General features: G+C 63.0%; 15 protein-coding genes and 1 pseudogene. 11 read left to right on the top strand and 5 right to left on the bottom strand.

Translation table 11 applies throughout. The features are described 5' to 3' along the window. Positions 1 to 6 precede the first annotated feature (6 nt). Together LDN70_RS01720 and mptB are read left to right on the top strand one after the other, a co-directional pair. The gene (locus LDN70_RS01720) at positions 7 to 894 is read left to right on the top strand and encodes an SGNH/GDSL hydrolase family protein (protein ID WP_142936994.1); all 888 of its coding nucleotides are present in this window, start codon (positions 7 to 9) and stop codon (positions 892 to 894) included. Positions 895 to 1,080: 186 nt separating this feature from the next. After that, a complete protein-coding gene (gene mptB / locus LDN70_RS01715; protein ID WP_166841131.1) occupies positions 1,081 to 2,688 on the top strand; it encodes a polyprenol phosphomannose-dependent alpha 1,6 mannosyltransferase MptB in 1,608 nt (535 codons plus the stop codon). Here the strand turns inward: mptB and LDN70_RS01710 are convergent. The 3 genes from LDN70_RS01710 to LDN70_RS01700 form a co-directional block, all read right to left on the bottom strand. Continuing rightward, the gene (locus LDN70_RS01710; RefSeq protein WP_223941530.1) at positions 2,685 to 3,917 is read right to left on the bottom strand and encodes a glycosyltransferase 87 family protein; all 1,233 of its coding nucleotides are present in this window, start codon (positions 3,915 to 3,917) and stop codon (positions 2,685 to 2,687) included. The two genes, mptB and LDN70_RS01710, sit on opposite strands and share 4 nt — an antisense overlap. 64 nt (positions 3,918 to 3,981) lie before the next feature. Then, positions 3,982 to 5,286: a glycosyltransferase family 87 protein gene (locus tag LDN70_RS01705; RefSeq protein ID WP_223941529.1), complete on the bottom strand. Its 1,305-nt coding sequence runs from the start codon at positions 5,284 to 5,286 to the stop codon at positions 3,982 to 3,984. 114 nt (positions 5,287 to 5,400) lie between these two features. Continuing rightward, positions 5,401 to 6,501, bottom strand: coding sequence for an EAL domain-containing protein (locus LDN70_RS01700; RefSeq protein WP_223941528.1), 1,101 nt, complete (start codon positions 6,499 to 6,501; stop codon positions 5,401 to 5,403). Between the two features lie 188 nt (positions 6,502 to 6,689). Here LDN70_RS01700 and LDN70_RS01695 point away from each other — a divergent pair, with 188 nt between their 5' ends. Continuing rightward, positions 6,690 to 7,493 carry a CPBP family intramembrane glutamic endopeptidase gene (locus LDN70_RS01695; RefSeq protein WP_223942575.1) on the top strand — a complete coding sequence of 268 codons (804 nt, stop codon included), beginning with the start codon at positions 6,690 to 6,692 and terminating at the stop codon, positions 7,491 to 7,493. A gap of 42 nt (positions 7,494 to 7,535) precedes the next feature. Here LDN70_RS01695 and LDN70_RS01690 read toward each other — a convergent pair whose 3' ends face one another. Then, complete coding sequence (locus LDN70_RS01690) at positions 7,536 to 8,135, bottom strand: MarR family winged helix-turn-helix transcriptional regulator (RefSeq protein ID WP_142937000.1); 600 nt, start codon at positions 8,133 to 8,135, stop codon at positions 7,536 to 7,538. A gap of 103 nt (positions 8,136 to 8,238) precedes the next feature. Here LDN70_RS01690 and idi point away from each other — a divergent pair, with 103 nt between their 5' ends. Genes idi through LDN70_RS01660 form a run of 6 tightly spaced genes read left to right on the top strand, consistent with a single transcriptional unit; the run spans position 8,239 to position 14,065 of the window. After that, on the top strand, positions 8,239 to 8,793 hold the full coding sequence (idi, locus tag LDN70_RS01685) for an isopentenyl-diphosphate Delta-isomerase (protein ID WP_166841126.1): 555 nt from the start codon (positions 8,239 to 8,241) through the stop codon (positions 8,791 to 8,793). Then, positions 8,790 to 9,926 (top strand): polyprenyl synthetase family protein, encoded by a 1,137-nt coding sequence (locus LDN70_RS01680; protein ID WP_223941527.1) that lies wholly within the window; start codon positions 8,790 to 8,792, stop codon positions 9,924 to 9,926. Before idi ends, LDN70_RS01680 begins: the two co-directional genes overlap by 4 nt. After that, positions 9,923 to 10,858, top strand: a complete 936-nt coding sequence (locus tag LDN70_RS01675; protein WP_166841125.1) for a phytoene/squalene synthase family protein — start codon at positions 9,923 to 9,925, stop codon at positions 10,856 to 10,858. Before LDN70_RS01680 ends, LDN70_RS01675 begins: the two co-directional genes overlap by 4 nt. Continuing rightward, positions 10,855 to 12,507: a phytoene desaturase family protein gene (crtI, locus tag LDN70_RS01670; protein WP_223941526.1), complete on the top strand. Its 1,653-nt coding sequence runs from the start codon at positions 10,855 to 10,857 to the stop codon at positions 12,505 to 12,507. Before LDN70_RS01675 ends, crtI begins: the two co-directional genes overlap by 4 nt. Further along, positions 12,507 to 12,863 carry a lycopene cyclase domain-containing protein gene (locus LDN70_RS01665; RefSeq protein ID WP_223941525.1) on the top strand — a complete coding sequence of 119 codons (357 nt, stop codon included), beginning with the start codon at positions 12,507 to 12,509 and terminating at the stop codon, positions 12,861 to 12,863. The genes crtI and LDN70_RS01665 overlap by 1 nt, the downstream gene beginning before the upstream one ends. Further along, positions 12,860 to 14,065 carry a prenyltransferase gene (locus tag LDN70_RS01660; protein WP_223941524.1) on the top strand — a complete coding sequence of 402 codons (1,206 nt, stop codon included), beginning with the start codon at positions 12,860 to 12,862 and terminating at the stop codon, positions 14,063 to 14,065. Before LDN70_RS01665 ends, LDN70_RS01660 begins: the two co-directional genes overlap by 4 nt. On the opposite strand, the gene LDN70_RS01655 is transcribed toward LDN70_RS01660, so the two are convergent. Next, entirely contained in the window at positions 14,060 to 14,599 is a 540-nt protein-coding gene (locus LDN70_RS01655) for a MarR family winged helix-turn-helix transcriptional regulator (RefSeq protein WP_208096357.1), read from the bottom strand. The two genes, LDN70_RS01660 and LDN70_RS01655, sit on opposite strands and share 6 nt — an antisense overlap. Positions 14,600 to 14,723: 124 nt before the next feature. Here LDN70_RS01655 and LDN70_RS01650 point away from each other — a divergent pair, with 124 nt between their 5' ends. Together LDN70_RS01650 and LDN70_RS01645 are read left to right on the top strand one after the other, a co-directional pair. After that, a complete protein-coding gene (locus LDN70_RS01650) occupies positions 14,724 to 15,539 on the top strand; it encodes a TspO-related membrane protein (protein ID WP_223941523.1) in 816 nt (271 codons plus the stop codon). A gap of 151 nt (positions 15,540 to 15,690) precedes the next feature. Further along, positions 15,691 to 17,237: pseudogene (locus tag LDN70_RS01645) on the top strand (HNH endonuclease). Positions 17,238 to 17,242: the final 5 nt, after the last annotated feature.

The following is a 17,242-nucleotide window of genomic DNA, read 5'->3' as shown; positions in this document are numbered from 1 at the left end:
GGGGAGATGAACGCCCAATATACGGATGGCTCGGGGCAGGCCGGTTCCGGAAGTTTCCGGACCGGCCAGCACCCGTGGAGCCGTTATGTGGCTTTGGGCGATTCGTTCACGGAAGGTTTGGGGGATCCCGAACCGCGGAGCCCCGGCGGCCTCCGAGGCTGGGCGGACCGGGTTGCCGAGGAATTGAGCACTGGTCATGAGGATTTCGCCTACGCCAACCTGGCCATCAGCGGAAAGCTGCTCCACCAAATACTCGACGAGCAGGTGGGCCCGGCAATCGAGCTGCGCCCTGATCTGATCACCCTCAACGCCGGCGGAAACGACATCCTCTTCCACAGGAGCGATCCGGACAAGCTCGCCCTCGAGCTGGACGCGGGTGTTGAGCGGCTGGCAGCTACCGGCGCAACCATCCTGCTCTTTGCCGGGCCGGACTTTGGCGCTACCCCTGTGCTGGGGCTCGCCCGCGGCAAAGTGGCCATTTTCAACGAGAACATCAGGGTCGTTGCGGCACGGCATGATGCCCTGATCGCCGACCTCTGGGCATTACGCCAACTCACGGACCCCCGCATGTGGAATGCGGACCGGCTACATTTTTCCCCGCTGGGTCAACACACCATTGCCATCATGGTGCTCGATTCACTCAACGTCCCGCATTCCCTGGAACCGCTGACGCCCAAGGCCCTGCCTGAGCGGAACTGGCGTGAGGCGCGCGCGGGCGACATGATCTGGGCGCGGGAGCACCTGTTTCCGTGGGTGGTGCGCCGCTTGACGCAGCGAAAGGCCGACGACGGGCGGCACGCAAAGCGGCCGGAGCCAGGCCCCGTATTCGGAGCAAGCATGCCTCCAGGAGCATATATAGGCCGGGACCCGGGGACCATTCCTCAGCAGTCATGACATCAGGGGAATATTCCGCGGCATAACGGTGCACGGCTATGGAGTCCGTCACCCTTTGCCGCGCCTGTGGTGGTGTTGGCTGGATCGACGCTAAAATTTCACTTGCCGCAAGTACAAGCTCTTCGGCTTCAATCCGCGTTTCATTTCTTGGAAGCGCCATACCGTGAGTGGGGGAACCGACCAGTCATGACGGCAGGCAGTACCCCCAGTCCACATCCAGAGACCTCAGCAGCAGCAAGCCCGTCTACCTCCACTGCTACCAAGTCCCCGAAACCAACAACACCAGCAACAAAGCCCGTTGCGTATCCCGCTATTTTGCAAGGGTTCCTTGGCTCCTTGTTCATGTTTGCCGGTTCTATTGGCATCGGCTGGATCGCCAATGGCTCCCCCATGATCCGCCATCCCATAGTCATTGCCCTGCGCACTGAGGGCTGGGGCGTCACGGTCTCCGCTGTCCTCTTGACCGTGGGTGCCATGTTGCTGGTGCGTTCCTGGCTGCGTTTGGGCCAACGGATGGGCAGCTGGGAGGGGAACTCCCTCAAACCGATTGTCGCTGCGATCGGAGCCTGGTCGCTTCCCCTGCTGTTCGCTGTGCCCGTCTATTCGCGTGACGTTTATGCGTACATAGGCCAAGGCCGGCTGATGATGGAGGGCCAGGACCCTTACGACGTCGGCATCTCGGCTTTGAACAACTGGTTCGCCTTGGGCGCGGACCCGGCGTGGGCGGAAGCCCGTACTCCGTACGGGCCGTACTTCTTGTGGATGGCCCACGCGGTGGTTGCCATCACGGGCGCCCAACCGGACGTATCAGTCCTGCTGTTCCGGCTACTTGCCGCAGGCGGGGTGCTGTTGTGCGTCATTTATGTGCCCAAGCTCGCGGAGCTGCACGGCATCAACGGTGCTCGGGCGCTCTGGATCGCGGTGGCCAATCCACTCTTCCTCATCAGCTTCGTGGCCAGCGCCCACAACGACGCCATCATGGTGGGCTTCGCCGTTGCGGGAACCTACTTCGCGGCCACCAAGCGGCCTCTCCTGGGCATCCTGCTGGTGACACTGTCCATCGGGATCAAACCGGCCACCGTTCTGTTGCTGCCCTTCATTGGTCTGATGTGGGCAGGCGCAGGGGCCTCCTGGCCGCGTAAGTTCGGAATCTGGGCAGCAACGGCAAGCATCAGCTTCGCCATCCTGGTGGTCAGCGGTGTCCCTTATGGCCTGGGGCTGGGCTGGGCGTGGGCTATCACGGATCCCACCCCGGGCTTTACGGGCTACTCGCCGTCCGGCTTCATAGGCCAGCAGATCGAGTTCCTCGGCAACGCCTTGGGGCTTCCCGGCAATGCCATGGCGGACATTCTGCGAGCCGCCATGAAGTGGGGCGCTGTGGCCTTGGTGCTGGTGCTGATGTTCCGCGGGGACCATTCCAGGGTGGTTCGGAGAATGGCGCTTGCCTTCGCGGCGATCGTGCTGCTCTCCCCCATCATCCAGCCGTGGTACATCCTGTGGTTCGTCCCGTTCCTGGCTGTGACGGGGATCAGGGATGACTGGCAGATGCGGTGCCTCTACGTGGGGGTGACGTTCTTTGTGGTGTTCGGAGCGCAGGATCAGTTGTCGGTATGGTCCTTTGTGGAGGTCTCCGTGGACCTGTCCTCGCTGGCATTCGCCATTGCGCTGCTATTCGCGTTCTACCTGGTGTTCCTGGACATCCATACCCGCAGGCTGCTGGTTCAAGGCAAGTTATCGCGCTGGGTGGGGCAGACTGACCGTCGCCTGCTCCACCGCCCTCCGACTATCCGCTAGAGCGCTTTCGGGACCACCGGGGCGTCGTCGTGCTTTACTCGCCGCCCGAGTTCCACTGTCCGCTGCACCGACCACCACAGCAGTACCACCAGCAGGACGTTCCGGGTGGTCAGCACCGCAGCCATGACCGGGTGGGCGTGAATGAGCGGGGTGTAGAACAGCGGATAAATCACGAACGTGGTCATGGCAATGGCCATCAGCAAGGCTGCCGGCACCTTCCAACGGTTCCAGTCGTGCGTCAGCCCGGCAATGATCACAGGGGCCAGCCAGATGATGAACTGCGGCGAGCCCACCTTGTTGAACACGATGAACGCGGTAGTCATCATCAAGGCGCCCTCGAGGAACAGTTCCTCGCGCTCCGCTCCCCGCCTCAAGGCACGGATGAGAAGGATGGCGGCCGCGATAGCGGCAACTATCAGCAATGGCTGCATCAGGAACGCAGCAACCTCGGCACCGGGCCCGTAAACCTCCGTGGAGTTGATGGCCGTATTGTCCGCCATTTTGGATCCGGCAATGTTGAAGACACTGAGCCACACCCAGGGCGTGGAGAAAGTAGCTTCCAGTTGCATGCCGCGCTCACCCTGGTTGATCAAGAAGTCCAGGATGTGGCTGAAGCCACCGGCGAGGTACGTTCCAAGGCCTACGACGACGGTGACGCCCACCCCGGCAGCGACCATCTGCAGCCGGTTCTTCGAAGCAATGATCATGGGTGCCAGCACTGCTGCCGGCCACACTTTGATCCACGTCGCGATGCTCAGCAGAACTGAGGCAACAACGGGCCTTTGGGCTGCGCAGATCAACGCGATCAGCACGATGGGGGCTGTGATGCCCTCAACCCGGGCAAAGCTGAGATACCCCATGAACACGGTGAAGAACAGCCACCACCATGCGGGCGCGATCCCGGTAACACGCCGTGGGCCGCGCGTCAGGTACCAGAGGCCCAGGGCGTTGAGGGCAGTGATCCCCAGGGTCCACATCAACAAGTAGAGATCCGGACCGGCAATGCCTGCCAGGAAGATGGGAATCTGGGCAAGTACGGGGTAGACCCACGGACTGATTTTCCCGCTGAGGTTCTCCGGGTTGTAACCATCCATCGCCCACTGACGGTACTGCTCAGTGTCGCTGAAGGTGTTGCCGTTGAGGAAGAAGGACGCCATCCAGCACAGGAAGTAGAAGTGGACCGCAGCGAATCCCCACCACACACTGGAGGGGCGGGCGAACCACGCCACAACGGCAGGGGGCAGGACCCGGCTGCGGATTTGGACCAGCCGGTCGAAGAACGTCGCTGAAATCTTAGTGCTCCTTGCCTGCAGGTGCCGTGACCACGGATGGCTTACGGCCCAGGGAATACAAGCGACGCGCTGACCAGAAGAAGAGGACCACCAGCAGGACGTTACGGATAGTAAGGACCAGCGCCATCCACGGATTGTTGTGGCTCAATGCATCGTAAAAGAGCGGATAAATGAAGTAGGTGGCAACCGCGATCACTATCAGCATGGTGGCCGGCACACGCCACTCTTTCCAGTTGTGCGCAAGTCCCACAGCCACGGCCGGAGCGAGCCACACCATGAACTGTGGTGAACCCACCTTGTTGAAAACGATGAAGGCGGTCACCAGGGTGAGGGCTCCTGAAAGGAGGAGTTCCGTGCGGTCCACGCCTCCGTTGAGCTTCCCCTGGTGCAGTGCCCAGAAGGTTAGACCGGCGACGGCGGCCGCAGCCAGGAGCAGGAGCGGCTGCATCAACACGGACATGAGCGCCGTGCCGGGTCCGTCAACCTGCATGGAATTGATGTCGGTGTTCATGTACATGCGCGAATCCCCGACGCCGAGGACCGACAACCACAACCATGGAGTGGTGAAGGTCGCTTCGAGCTGCATGCCACGGTCTCCCTGTTGTGTCAGGAAGTTCAGCAACTTGGGCACGGCGCCAACTGCCGCGGCCAGCCCAACCACCACCGCCGTCGTCGCAATTCCTGCCGCCACAACGTGCAGGCGTTTCCTGACCACCGCGAACAGGGCCAGCATGACGGCCGCGGGCCACACCTTCACCCAGGTGGCGACGCTCAGGAGGATCGACGCGACGAAGGGCCGCGTGGCGCCGTAGACCAGTGCCACCAGCACTATGGGGGCAGTCAGCCCGTCAACACGGGCGAATCCCAACCAGCCCATGAGGAAGACGAAGACCAGCCACCACCAGGCAGCCGGAATTGCTTCCTGCCGACGGCCGCGGTCAGTGAGTTTAAGAACCGCCCAGCCGTTCAGCAGTGTGGTCAGCAGAACCCACAGGAAGAAGAAGGGGCCGGGGCCGGCAACTGCTGCCAGGCCCATGGGAATCAGCGCCAGGATGGGGTACACCCAGGGGCTGGGACCACCGCTCAGGTTGGCATCGTTGAATCCTGCGAGCGCCCAGTCACGGTAGATAAAGGTGTCGCTGAAGGCCTCCCCGCGCAACGACAGCACGGCGGCGAAGGCCAGGAACACCAGGTGAATCACCACGAAGCCCCACAAAAGGCCCCGCGGGGAGTTCATGCGTGCCGCCAACCTCGCTGGGATTGTTTTATCGCGAAGATCCGCGAGCATACTGAAAAAACTGTCCATCAACGAAGAACTTCCTGGCTAGGTGGGTCCCTGCCTTAGCAGTCCCCGATTTTTTGGGACCGAAAAACCCCCGCATGCTACTTTACGCGAGTCACCCAAATGCCGGGCAGTTGGCTAGCCTGCGGGCTGTGCTTCGGTCTGCGCACGGATGCTCCACGCGGACCAGTCCAAGGGGTGAACCGAAGGGCGGCCCAGGAGGTAGCCTTGCGCCGCAGAGACCTTCAGCTCGGTGACCTCGTTAAGCTCAGCAGCTGTTTCGATGCCCTCGGCAATGATGTCCGCACCGATTTCGCGCGCGAGCTCCACGATGGCCCTGGCCCGGATTTTTTGTCCGTCGCTGCTTTCAATACCTTCAATCAAGTGTCGATCCAGCTTGATGATGTCCGGGCGCAGCTGTTCAATCCGTTCCATGGAAACCAAAGCGGCTCCGGACGCGCTGATGGCCAGGCGCAAACCCAGGGTGCGCAGTGGGCCCAGCCCGTCGTCGCCGGTTTGTCCTCCAACGGCATCCAAGCTGCCGGTCAGTTCAACAATGATCCTGTCCGGGGCGAGTGCCGCAGCGGCCAGTAGGTTCCGCACGCGGGGGTCGCTGGACGTTGCGGGAGTGAGGTTCAGCGCAACGGACATGTTTTCGGGGACATCGTGTGCGGCCGTCAGGGCGCAATGCAGTGCCGCAATTTCGAGTTCTGTGCCCAAGCCGGCTGCCGCTGCCTCGTTGAACCACACATCTGCACCGGCGCCATCTTCACCGACGAACCTGGTGAGCGCCTCCACACCCACCACTTCGCCGCCGGGCAGCGCGTGAACAGGCTGGAAGGCTGTCAACAGGAGCTTGTCCGCGAGGATGGATTGGATACCTTCGCGGACTTCATGACTGACGGGGACCGATACGGTCCGGGCTATGTCCGAGGACTCCAAGTGCAGGCTGGCTGCTTCACGCTGGACCGGTACCTTGGCCGTTGAGCCCTGCGTCTTGCGGGTCCCCAGCAAGTGCTCCAGCAGAACGCGCTCCGGGTCTTCGGGGCGTGCATCAAGCAGCGCGCGAAGATTGTTCCTGACGCCTTCGCTCCGCGCATCGCTGTCGGCAAGGATGGATTCGATGATGTCCAGCACTTGTTCGCGCATGGTCATGTCTTCTCCGGCCGGTGATGCCTCAGCGTCACCCTTTGTGGAGTCGCCGCTTTCCGGTCGTGAAGAGCCCGCGTCTTGAGCCATAAATTATTCCTTTGTGTGTCCCCCACTGGGCAAAGCCAGCCATGACCGGCCCCACGAAAACATGTGGGCCCTGTCACGAATCTTACAGACGAATCGCTGCACCTGAGACACCGGGATGACTCCTGACGAGGGAAAACATGTTGCCGGACACGAACCCCTGACATGCTGGAGGGGTGACAACCATGTCCATGGAATTGCCCCGGACCGCCCTGACCTGGAAGCTGCTGCCAGCGGCGCTGCTTTCCTTGTCCGGCGTGCCGCTCTTTGCCTTGGGTAACGGGCTGCTCGGTTACGGCTTGCTGGTGGCCAGCGTACTGACTGCGGCGTTCATCGACCACCGGCTGATGCGGCACCTCGCCTTGATCGCGGCCGGCATGACCATCTTCAGCCTGGTGCCCCTCAACGCTGACCTCAGCACAGAGCACATGGCACTCATGGGTGGCGCCCTGGCGTTGGCTGTGCTGCTGCCGTGGCTCGTGTCGCGGTTCCTCTACCGGGAAGACATCATCAGATTCCCGGTGAACACGGGCCGCAAGTGGCCGCTGGCCGCGAAGCTGTACCTCATAGGCGTGGTTGCACTCGGGTACTTCATCCTGCCGGTGTACCTGATCAGGACGGGCGTCTACCAAAACTGGCCGGATGCTTCCGATCCGGAGATCTTCTGGAGGCTCTTCCTTGGCGTTAACGCCGTGGGAATCTGGGACGAACTGTTCTTCATCTGCACCACGTTCACCCTGCTGCGCCAACATTTTCCGGACTGGCTGGCCAACCTCCTGCAAGCAGTGGTCTTCTCGTCATTCCTGTGGGAGATCGGCTACCAGTCGTGGGGTCCGCTGCTGACCTTCCCCTTCGCCCTGCTCCAGGGGTATACGTTCAAGCTCACCAAATCCTTCACCTACGTGGTGTCCGTGCACTTGCTCTTCGACTTGGTGCTGTTCCTCGCGCTGGTTCATGCGCACAACAGGGACTGGCTGCCGATCTTCCTGTACTGAGATTCCTGAACTGAGCGTCCAGCACTGGGGCCGGGTTCCGTCCTAAACCCCGGGCTGCGCCCCAGAACCAGCCCACGCTTCACCGGAAACCTCGATCTCTTGCGCCATGTCATCCAAGAAGCGCGCAACCGTCTTCCGTTCGGAGGGGGTGAGGCGTGCTGCGGCCAGGAACCGCTTGGCTTGCTGCCGGCCGACGGTCTTCATGGCGGCCGCGTGCGTTTCGGGAGTAATGGCGATGGCGAGCGCGCGGCGGTCGGAGGGGTGGGCGTGTCGTGTGACGTGCCCGGCGCGTTCCAGCCGGTCGAGCAGCTTGGTGGTTGACGCCGTCGAGATGTGCAATCTGGACGCGATGGCGCCGGGTGTGGCAATAACACCGTGATTGGCGCAGACAATCAGATAGTGCAGTGCGCGCATGTCCGATTGGTTGAGTTTCATGTATCTGAGCGAGGCGTCGGAGAGGCGTTCTTCGGCCTCGCGCAGCCGTCCCAGCGCTGCCATGAGTTCGCTGATCTGCTCAACGTCCTCGCCGGAAAGGCCGGAGCGATCCACCAGTTCCTGATGTGGGTCATTGGCGTCCAGATGATAAATGCCGGCAGATACCGGGGTCCCGGCTTCTTCGGGTATATCTTCAGATCTGGACATGATTGGTATGTTACACCTAACTTCCTACATGGTAGCCTTTCTTCTAGCTTGTCTAGCAATATTCAGGTTTAGGCAGAAACGAAGGTGTGGAGGAAGGCGCAACATGAACGCGACAGAGATGGTAGTCCTCCTTGACGACGAAGGAACGCCCATTGGGCAGGCTCCCAAAGCAGGAGTCCACACACTCAACACCCCCCTCCATCTGGCATTCTCCTGCTACCTGCTCAACGAGGTCGGGGAAGTTCTCCTCACCCGCCGTTCACCCGAGAAAAAGACGTGGCCCGGGGTGTGGACCAACAGCTTCTGCGGCCACCCCGGCCCCGGCGAGGAATTCGAGGACGCCATCCTCAGGCGGGCACAGTTCGAACTCGGAGTAGACGTCACCAGGATTGACCTGGTCCTCCCGCACTTCCGTTACAGGGCCGTAGACCCCCTGGGGATCGTCGAGAATGAAGTTTGCCCCGTATACACAGCCCGCATCGCCGGGGTGTTGAAGCCAAATCCCGCCGAAGTTGCGGACTGGGCCTGGATCTCGCCTGCGCTGCTCGCCGACGCACTTGAACACACGCCGGCCGCGTTCAGCCCCTGGCTTGGACTTCAATTCCCACAGCTCCTCGAGGCCGACGCCCTGCCACTCCAAGCCGGAGCCCAAGCATGACCATCACCTCAAACACCGTCCGCGGCCGGACCGATCTCTGCACCGCGATCGAAAACGAGCTCAGCGGGCTGATCGGCAAGAGGGCCAGCGCAGCAACAGCCTACGGCCCGGACTTCGCCAGACTCTGGGCGCTCGCCGGCCAAAACGTCCTCGGCGGCAAGTTCGTTCGGCCCCTTCTGCTGATGGAGACCTACGACGCCCTACAGCAGGAACACCGCCGTTCCGCACAACCACGCCACCGCGAAACCGCCATCAGCATCGCCGCCGCCATCGAACTCCTGCACTACGCCTTCCTCCTGCATGATGACGTGATCGACGGCGACCTCGTCCGCCGCGGACACCCCAACCTGATCGGATCCCTCCTCGCCGAAGCCGGCGAAACCGCCCGCGCCCAAACCGCCGGCGCCCAAACCACCGGCGAAGATAGCGCCCGATCCGGCAACGGCCTTCATTGGGCCCAGACCGGCGGCATCCTGATGGGCGACATGCTCCTTGCGGCCACACACCAGTCCTTTGCCCGCGCAGACCTCCCCCACGAGCTCCGCCTGAGGCTGCTGGACCTCCTGGAACACACCATCAACGAGACCGTAGCGGGCGAACAATTGGACGTGGGCCTGGGCGACGGCATTATTGCCCCGGACCTCCAGACCATCCTGGTGATGTGCGGCTACAAGACAGCGACCTACACGTTCGAACTTCCGCTACGAGCCGCCGCTACGCTGGCCGGCGCCGACTTCGGGATCGAAAATGCGCTGGCAACAGCCGGCAGGCATCTTGGCCTCGCCTTCCAACTCCAGGACGACCTCCTGTCCACTTTCGGGGATCCTCGCCGGCACGGTAAGGATCCCTTTTCGGACCTCCGCGAAGGCAAGGAGACGGCCATCATCGCCCACGCACGGACCACCATCGCGTGGACGGATATCCAACCCTTCTTCGGCATGCCCGAACTCAGCGTCGGAGACGGCGAGCATGTCCGCCGGCATCTCACCGACTGCGGGGCCGAGGCATTTGTCCAAAGCCTCATCGAGGAACAAATGCAAGCTTTCAACCATCAACTGACCAGCACCATCCCGGAAAGTGTCCGCAACGTGATGCTCAATCTCGCGGGACAGCTGGAGGGACGGCAATCATGAGCGTCGCGACGGATACCTCATTCACGCATTTCACCCGCACGGCCGAACGTGCCGCCAACCAGGTCATCTCCGCTTACTCCACCTCGTTTGGCCTGGCGTGCAGGCTCCTGGGTTCCCGGCACCGCCAGCACGTCCGCAACATCTACGCCCTGGTGCGGGTGGCCGACGAACTCGTTGACGGAGTGACGGCCGAAGCCGGCCTGAGCTACCAGGAGCAGTGCGACGCCCTGACCCACTTCATTGACGAGACACACAGGGCCGTCCAGCTCGGCTACAGCAGCGACCTCATCATCCACGCGTTCGCCCAGACAGCCCGCACCGCAAGGATTGATGACTCGCTCATCGATCCGTTCTTTGACTCCATGCGCATGGACCTTGGCGAGCACACTGAAGGCTCGCCCGTTGTAGCCCCACAGCAGGCCCCACAGCAGGCCCCGCTGCGCTTCGACGCCGACGCCCACGACGGCTACGTTCACGGTTCCGCCGAGGTGGTGGGGCTGATGTGCCTGCGCGTCTTCATGCGGGATGAGAGCATCGACGACGGCGACGCCGCGGCTTTGGAGTACGGCGCCAGCAGGTTGGGTGCTGCTTTCCAGAACATCAATTTCCTGAGGGACCTGGCCGACGACACAACCCGCCTGGGCCGAAGCTACCTTGGCACCTCGGACCATCTTGAGGACCGCGAGCGCATGGAATGGGTCCGCACCATCCGTGCGCAGCTGGCCGATGCCAACGCCGTCATTCCCCTGCTGCCGCGTGACGCCAGGGCCGCCGTCCGGAGCGCCTCAGCACTGTTCCAGGCACTGACGGACAGAATTGAGCAGACCACTGTGGACGAGCTCTACCGATCCCGGGTCCGGGTACCGGACACGGTAAAAGCCGGGCTCGCCGCCCGTGCCGTCGCCTCAACATGGATGGAGCTCCAGCGATGACCCGGACAGTGGTGATCGGTGGTGGCATCGCTGGGCTTGCCACCGCCGCACTCCTCGCCCACGAAGGACACGAGGTCCAGCTCCTCGAACAACGCCACCAAGTGGGTGGCCGCGCCGGAAGCCTCGAACGCGACGGCTTCCGCTGGGACACCGGCCCCTCCTGGTACTTGATGCCGGGCGTCTTCGATCACTTCTTTGAGCTGCTCGGCACCAGCACCGCCGAACAGTTGGATCTGCGCACGCTCAGTCCCGCGTACCGCATCTTCAGCGAGCCAAACCACGACGGCGTGCGGCCGGACCCGCTGACCATCCCCCTTGGCAGCGACCAGGTTCTGGGCACTTTCGAAAGCGTTGAGCCCGGCAGCGCCAAGGAACTCCGTTCCTACCTCGCTTCGGCGCAACACACCACAAAGATGGCTGAACGGTTCTTCCTCTACAACCCGTTCACCAAACTGCAGGCACTGCTTCAACCGGACGTTGTGCGGAGCCTGCCCAAGCTCGCCCAGCTACTGCTGACGCCCTTGGACAAATACGTCTCGCAGCGCTTCCAGCACCCCGTCCTTCGCCAGGTCCTCGGTTACCCGGCGGTCTTCCTGGGCACCAGCCCGTCCGCTGCTCCGGCGATGTACCACCTGATGAGTGCCTTGGACCTGAGCGACGGCGTGCAATACCCAATGGGCGGTTTTTGGGCGCTGGTTGAACGCCTGGAAACCCTAGCCATCGACGCGGGAGTCAGGATCCACACGGGGGCCGAAGCCCTCAAGATCACCACCCGTGAGGCGGCCCACCCCAAGAAGATCGGGCGTTTTGACGGCCTGGAACTTCCTGCATGGTTTACCGGCAAAGACAGCCGGGAAGTCACCGGCGTCAAGTGGCGCGACAGTTCCGGCGCGGAGCACTACAGCGTTGCCGACCAAGTAGTATCCGGCGCCGACCTCCACCACACCGAGACACAACTACTCGGAGTCCAGGACCGGAGCTACAACAAGAAGTACTGGCAGAGCCGGACCAGTGGGCCCGGCGCAGTCCTGGTGATGTTGGGCGTGAAAGGTTCCCTGCCGGATCTTCCCCACCACTCCCTGTTCTTCACCCGGGATTGGGAGGCCAACTTCGCCTCAATCTTCGGGGACGACCCCAGCATCCCGGATCCCGCCTCCATCTACGTGTGCAAACCCAGCGCCACCGACCCCGGCGTCGCACCCAAGGACCACGAGAATCTTTTTGTTCTGGTTCCCATCCCCGCCGACCCCTCGCTGGGAGCAGGCGGACCCGACGGTGCGGGCGATGAACTCATCGAACGGACCGCCGACGCCGCCATCGACCAGATCGCCCAGTGGGCCAACATTCCGGATCTCCGCGAACGAGTGGTGGTCCGGCACACCATCGGACCGGCCGACTTTGCCCGGGACTACAACTCGTGGCGCGGCGGCATGCTGGGACCGGCACACACCCTGAAGCAAAGCGCCATGTTCCGGGCCCAGAATGCTTCCAAGCGTGTTCGCGGCCTGTACTACGCCGGGGCTACTACCGCTCCTGGCGTGGGCGTGCCCATGTGCCTCATCAGTGCCGAGCTGGTCCTGAAGCGGATCCGCGGCGATCACAGCACCGGCCCTACCACTGTGAGGCCTGTAGCTAGCAGGATTGGCTGATGGGTTTTCTCTACTTGGCGTCGTTAGTCATGGGCATCACCTGCATGCTTCTGCTCGACCACCGCTTCCGCCTGTTCTTCTGGCGGGACGCAAAAGCGGCGGCGATCGTGACCGCCGTCGGGGTCTTGTTCCTGCTCGGCTGGGACGTGGCCGGCATCGGCCTGGGGATCTTTCTGCGCGGCGAAGGCACTATCGCCACCGGGCTGCTCCTGGCACCAGAACTGCCAATAGAGGAACCCGTATTCCTGCTTTTCCTGGTGCTGTGCACCATGGTTTTGTACACAGGCGCACGGCAGCTTCTTGACCGGACTCCGGCCAAACGCAGTGAAAGAGCACGGGAGCGTGAGAACGTATGACCTACCTGTGGCTCGCGCTCGCTTTCATCGCCGCGGCAGTCGCCGCGGGTGTGATCTTTGCTCGTCAGGGCGCCCGTCCTGGTGAAAGCGGCAAACACTGGAAAGCCGTTGGCCTCGCGCTCGCTGCGCTGGCCGTCCTCACGGCGGTGTTCGACTCCGTCATGATCGGCATGGAACTCTTCCACTACGACTCCGCACACATCCTTGGCCTCAAAGTAGGCCTGGCACCCATCGAGGACTTCGCCTACCCCTTGGCCGGCGCCGTGGCATTGCCTGGTCTGTGGATGTGGCTGACGCGCAAGCGTTCCGGAGAATCCAACCGTGGGGGTAACCTCAAAGGCCTTATCCCACAGGCGTTACTCGCATCACGGCCGGTCAGCTGGATCAACACGGCCTACCCGTTTGCCGCGGCCATGCTCCTCACCACGCGGGAAATCGACTGGGTGTTGATCGTGGGCACCTTCTACTTCCTGATCCCCTACAACCTGGCCATGTACGGGATCAACGACGTCTTCGACTACGAGTCGGACCTCAAAAACCCGCGCAAAGGCGGCATGGAAGGCGCGCTCCTCCAGCCGAGGCTCCATCGCCCCATGCTGTGGCTCGCAGCCATCACCAACGTTCCCTTCCTGCTGGTGTTGGCATTCGCCGGCGGGCCTGCGGCATGGATCAGCCTGGCCGTCAGCGCCTTCGCCGTGGTGGCCTACTCCGTCGCAGGACTCCGCTTCAAGGAACGCCCTGTCTTGGACTCGCTGACGTCCAGTACGCACTTCGTGAGTCCCGCCGTCGCCGGACTGGCCTTGGCGGGGGCGGACGTGACACCCGGCTTGGTGGTCCTGCTTGTGGCGTTCTTCCTGTGGGGTATGGCGGCCCATGCGTTCGGCGCCGTCCAGGACATCGAACCCGACCGTCAGGCCGGGATCGGCTCCATAGCAACAGTCATCGGCGCCCGCCGGACGGTGAGGCTCGCCGTCGTGCTCTGGCTGGTTGCCGGACTGGCCATGCTGGCCACTCCGTGGCCCGGACCGCTCGCGGCGATCATCGCCGTCCCCTACATCATCAATTGCGCACGCTATTGGAACGTCACGGACACGACGGCGGCACGCACCAATGTGGCATGGCGGCGGTTCATCTGGCTCAACTACGGTTCAGGATTCCTGGTGACGCTCATTTTCATCCTGCAGTGGAGCCTCACGTCATGACTGGGCGGGCCCCTCAGGATGCGCACCGTCTTCAGTCTCGTCATCAATCGTGTCGAGTGCTTCGCGCATGTGCTGCAGGAAGCCCACCACCACCCGGGAATCTTCGGGGGTCAAAGCGCAGGCCGCATCCAGCATCCTCCGATGCATGCCGCCCAAGGTATGCCGTACTTCCTGGTCCGAGCCAGGCGTTGCCTTCAGGATCAGTGCCCGGCGATCGGTGGGGTGGGGTTCCCGCCGAATATGGCCGGACTCCACCAAACGGTCGATCAGGGTTGTCATGGACGCCGACGTTATGCCGAGCTTGTCGCCCAGATCCTTCGGCTTCATCACCTTGCCGTCGGCCTCGGCTTCGAACAGATAACGCAGCGCCAGGAGGTCCTTTTCGCCCATGCCCATGGACGAACGCGTCCTGCGCCGCATCGCTTGCTCGGAAGCACGGTAATCCCGCAGGGCGTTCAGCACGTCGATGGCTATGGCCTTTTGACCAGGGTCCTTGCCGTACCAATAGCCCTTTGCGTGACTTTGAGCGTCCATCCCGTGTTCCTTCGATAAGCGTAAAGCTCGTTTCACTAGCAATTTGATAGTAAGTCACGTACCCCCTGAATGCATGACCCCGCACATCCCACCCCCGTATAGCACCAGGAAAGAGGCACTGCACATGGCAACCCAAAGCCCGGATCTTCGGCGGCAGATCGCAGTCACTGTGAGCTTGGTGATCTGCATTGTTGGTTCCATGATCGGCGTCGGAGTCTTTGGCGGGACACCGATCGCGCAGGCCGCCGGCGGCGCCCTGGCCGCCGACTCAACCCTGCTGGCGCCAGCCACGCCTGCCTTCTCCATATGGTCCGTGGTGTACACCGGGCTTGTTGCTTACACGGTGTGGCAATGGTTGCCCTCGCAGCGGTCCTCGGAACGGCAGCGCTCCCTTGGCTGGATCGTTGCGGCGTCCATGATTCTCAATGCGGCGTGGATCCTGTCCGTGCAGGCGGGTCTTCTTTTGGTCAGTGTTGTGGTGATCCTGGCCCTGCTGGCGACGCTCGTGGTGGCATTCCTCCGCTACAGCCAGACCCGCGCTGGCTCCTGGGTTGAAGCTGTGGTGGTGGACGGGACCCTGGGCCTCTATCTGGGCTGGGTCAGTGTGGCCACATGCGCCAACATCGCGGCGGCTCTGAAGGCATCTGGTTTTCAGGGCTTTGGGTTGCGTCCCGAAATCTGGTCCGTGGCTGTGCTGGTGGTGGTAGCCGTGGTTGGAATCGCTTTGGCAATCAAGGGTCACGGCCGGCTCGCGTTGGCGGCTGCAATCGCGTGGGGCCTCTTGTGGATCACCGTGGGCCGCAGCGCCGACGCACCCGAGTCATTCCCGACGGCGGTGGCCGCGGCTGTTGCTGCTGCTCTAGTTCTCGGGGCAGCCGTCACGGTGCGGGCCAGGAGCGTGATGGCTGGGGCTGGAGTTGGAGTTGCGAGCGACCGCTGAGGGGCGAGATCTCAACTCTTTGCCGACCGGGCACTTGTTTTCCTCCAGGGCACTGTTTTCCGCACGGGCACTGTTTTCCACATAGGGCGTGGTTTCCACATACGGAAGTTGTGGTCTTATAGCGCCTGCTGCGTGCTGGAAGAGTTGGGGCATGGAGCAGATCCGGGCCACGCAGACGCCGTCACACGATGATGAGCTCGGGCGCGCCTGGGAAGCACTACCCCGGCCCTCCTACTCCGCACTCCCTGCCGCGGGGCCTCTGCCAGGCTATTCAGTGCCCCGGGTGTCTGACCTCGTCGTGCTCCTTGGCTCTGTTCCGCTTGCCCGCTCCAGTGGAGAGCTGATTGACCAGCTCCGGGGGTTGGAGGACCTGAAGTCCGCCATCACCGGTCTGCAGGCGCGGGCCGCTGTGGCGTTTGATCTTGCCCAGCGGGCCGAGCAGGCCGCTGCTGGTGTTCCTGCGTCCGAGCAGGGTCAGGGTGTCGGGGCCCAGGTGGCGTTGGCCCGGCGGGAGTCCCCGAACCGTGGGTCCCGGTTATTGGGCTTCGCGAAGGCTGTGGCGACGGAGATGCCCCGCACCCTGGCTGCCCTGGAATCGGGCCAGCTCAATGAATGGCGGGCCATGCTGCTGGTGAAGGAAACAGCGTGCCTGTCCGTGGAAGACCGGTGCGCGGTGGATGAGGAACTCGCCCCGGACACCGGGACCTTCGAAGGGAAAGGCGACCGTGCCATCATCGCCGCGGTCAAGGCTGCCGCGTATCGTCGTGATCCCCGCTCGGTGGCCCAACGCGCCAGTCACGCAGCCACCGAACGGACCGTGAGCCTGCGACCCGCCCCGGACACCATGACCTACCTGACCGCCCTCCTGCCAGTGGCCCAAGGCGTCGCGGCGTATGCGGCCCTGACCCGTGAGGCTGATACTGCCCGGGCCGGCGGTGACTCCCGTTCCCGCGGTCAGGTCATGGCTGACACCCTGGTCGAACGCGTTACCGGAACCCCGGGCGGGGTCGCGGCATCAACCTCGATCTGGTGATGACGGACCGGACCCTGTTTCAGGCAGACAGCGAACCGGCCCGGCTCAAAGGCTATGGAATCGTCCCGGCCCAGTGGGCACGGAAACTACTTCGTGAACCTCAGGCAGACGAAGCAAGTGGTTTGGCGACCGGCCAGGCAGGCTCACCAGTTCCGGACCGCGACTTCACCGTGTGGCTGCGGCGGCTCTACACCGCACCCGGAACGGGCGAACTCCTGAAAATGGACTCCAAAGCCCGACTCTTCCCACCCCGGCTCCGACGATTCATCGAAGCCCGGGACGACACCTGCCGCACCCCCTACTGCGACGCGCCCATCCGGCACATCGACCATGTGGTCCCCTGGCGCTCCGGCGGAACCACCACACCTAACAACGGCGCAGGACTCTGCGAAGCCTGCAACCACACCAAAGAAAACCCCGGATGGAACAGCAAACCGCTCTCAGGAGAGGTCCACACCATGGAGCTCAGCACACCAACCGGGCACACGTACCAATCCACTGCGCCACCATTGCCGGGCTATGAGCGTGCCTCAGGAGGCGAAAGCGACCCCAATTCATCGGGTGACGCGTCATCATCGGATGGCGAACCATCAGGTACCGAGAGGCCCCCGCCTTCAAGACAGGAACCGCCTCATCGTGCCCGCCGACAACTCGTCCGCACCTAGATGCG

The organism is Arthrobacter sp. StoSoilB22 (genome assembly GCF_019977315.1).
GTDB lineage: Bacteria > Actinomycetota > Actinomycetes > Actinomycetales > Micrococcaceae > Arthrobacter.
Note: the sequence above shows the minus strand (reverse complement) of the source record. Positions and strands in the feature narration are given on the sequence as shown.

Bases quoted from the DNA above. Each gene is read 5' to 3' on its own strand.
- LDN70_RS01680 (WP_223941527.1), top strand. From the start codon at position 8,790: ATGACCATCACCTCAAACACCGTCCGCGGCCGGACCGATCTCTGCACC.
- LDN70_RS01665 (WP_223941525.1), top strand. From the start codon at position 12,507: ATGGGTTTTCTCTACTTGGCGTCGTTAGTCATGGGCATCACCTGCATG.
- LDN70_RS01690 (WP_142937000.1), bottom strand. From the start codon at position 8,135: ATGTCCAGATCTGAAGATATACCCGAAGAAGCCGGGACCCCGGTATCT.
- idi (WP_166841126.1), top strand. From the start codon at position 8,239: ATGAACGCGACAGAGATGGTAGTCCTCCTTGACGACGAAGGAACGCCC.
- mptB (WP_166841131.1), top strand. From the start codon at position 1,081: ATGACGGCAGGCAGTACCCCCAGTCCACATCCAGAGACCTCAGCAGCA.
- LDN70_RS01655 (WP_208096357.1), bottom strand. From the start codon at position 14,599: ATGGACGCTCAAAGTCACGCAAAGGGCTATTGGTACGGCAAGGACCCT.
- LDN70_RS01700 (WP_223941528.1), bottom strand. From the start codon at position 6,501: ATGGCTCAAGACGCGGGCTCTTCACGACCGGAAAGCGGCGACTCCACA.
- LDN70_RS01720 (WP_142936994.1), top strand. From the start codon at position 7: ATGAACGCCCAATATACGGATGGCTCGGGGCAGGCCGGTTCCGGAAGT.
- LDN70_RS01675 (WP_166841125.1), top strand. From the start codon at position 9,923: ATGAGCGTCGCGACGGATACCTCATTCACGCATTTCACCCGCACGGCC.
- LDN70_RS01695 (WP_223942575.1), top strand. From the start codon at position 6,690: ATGGAATTGCCCCGGACCGCCCTGACCTGGAAGCTGCTGCCAGCGGCG.
- LDN70_RS01660 (WP_223941524.1), top strand. From the start codon at position 12,860: ATGACCTACCTGTGGCTCGCGCTCGCTTTCATCGCCGCGGCAGTCGCC.
- LDN70_RS01705 (WP_223941529.1), bottom strand. From the start codon at position 5,286: ATGGACAGTTTTTTCAGTATGCTCGCGGATCTTCGCGATAAAACAATC.
- crtI (WP_223941526.1), top strand. From the start codon at position 10,855: ATGACCCGGACAGTGGTGATCGGTGGTGGCATCGCTGGGCTTGCCACC.
- LDN70_RS01650 (WP_223941523.1), top strand. From the start codon at position 14,724: ATGGCAACCCAAAGCCCGGATCTTCGGCGGCAGATCGCAGTCACTGTG.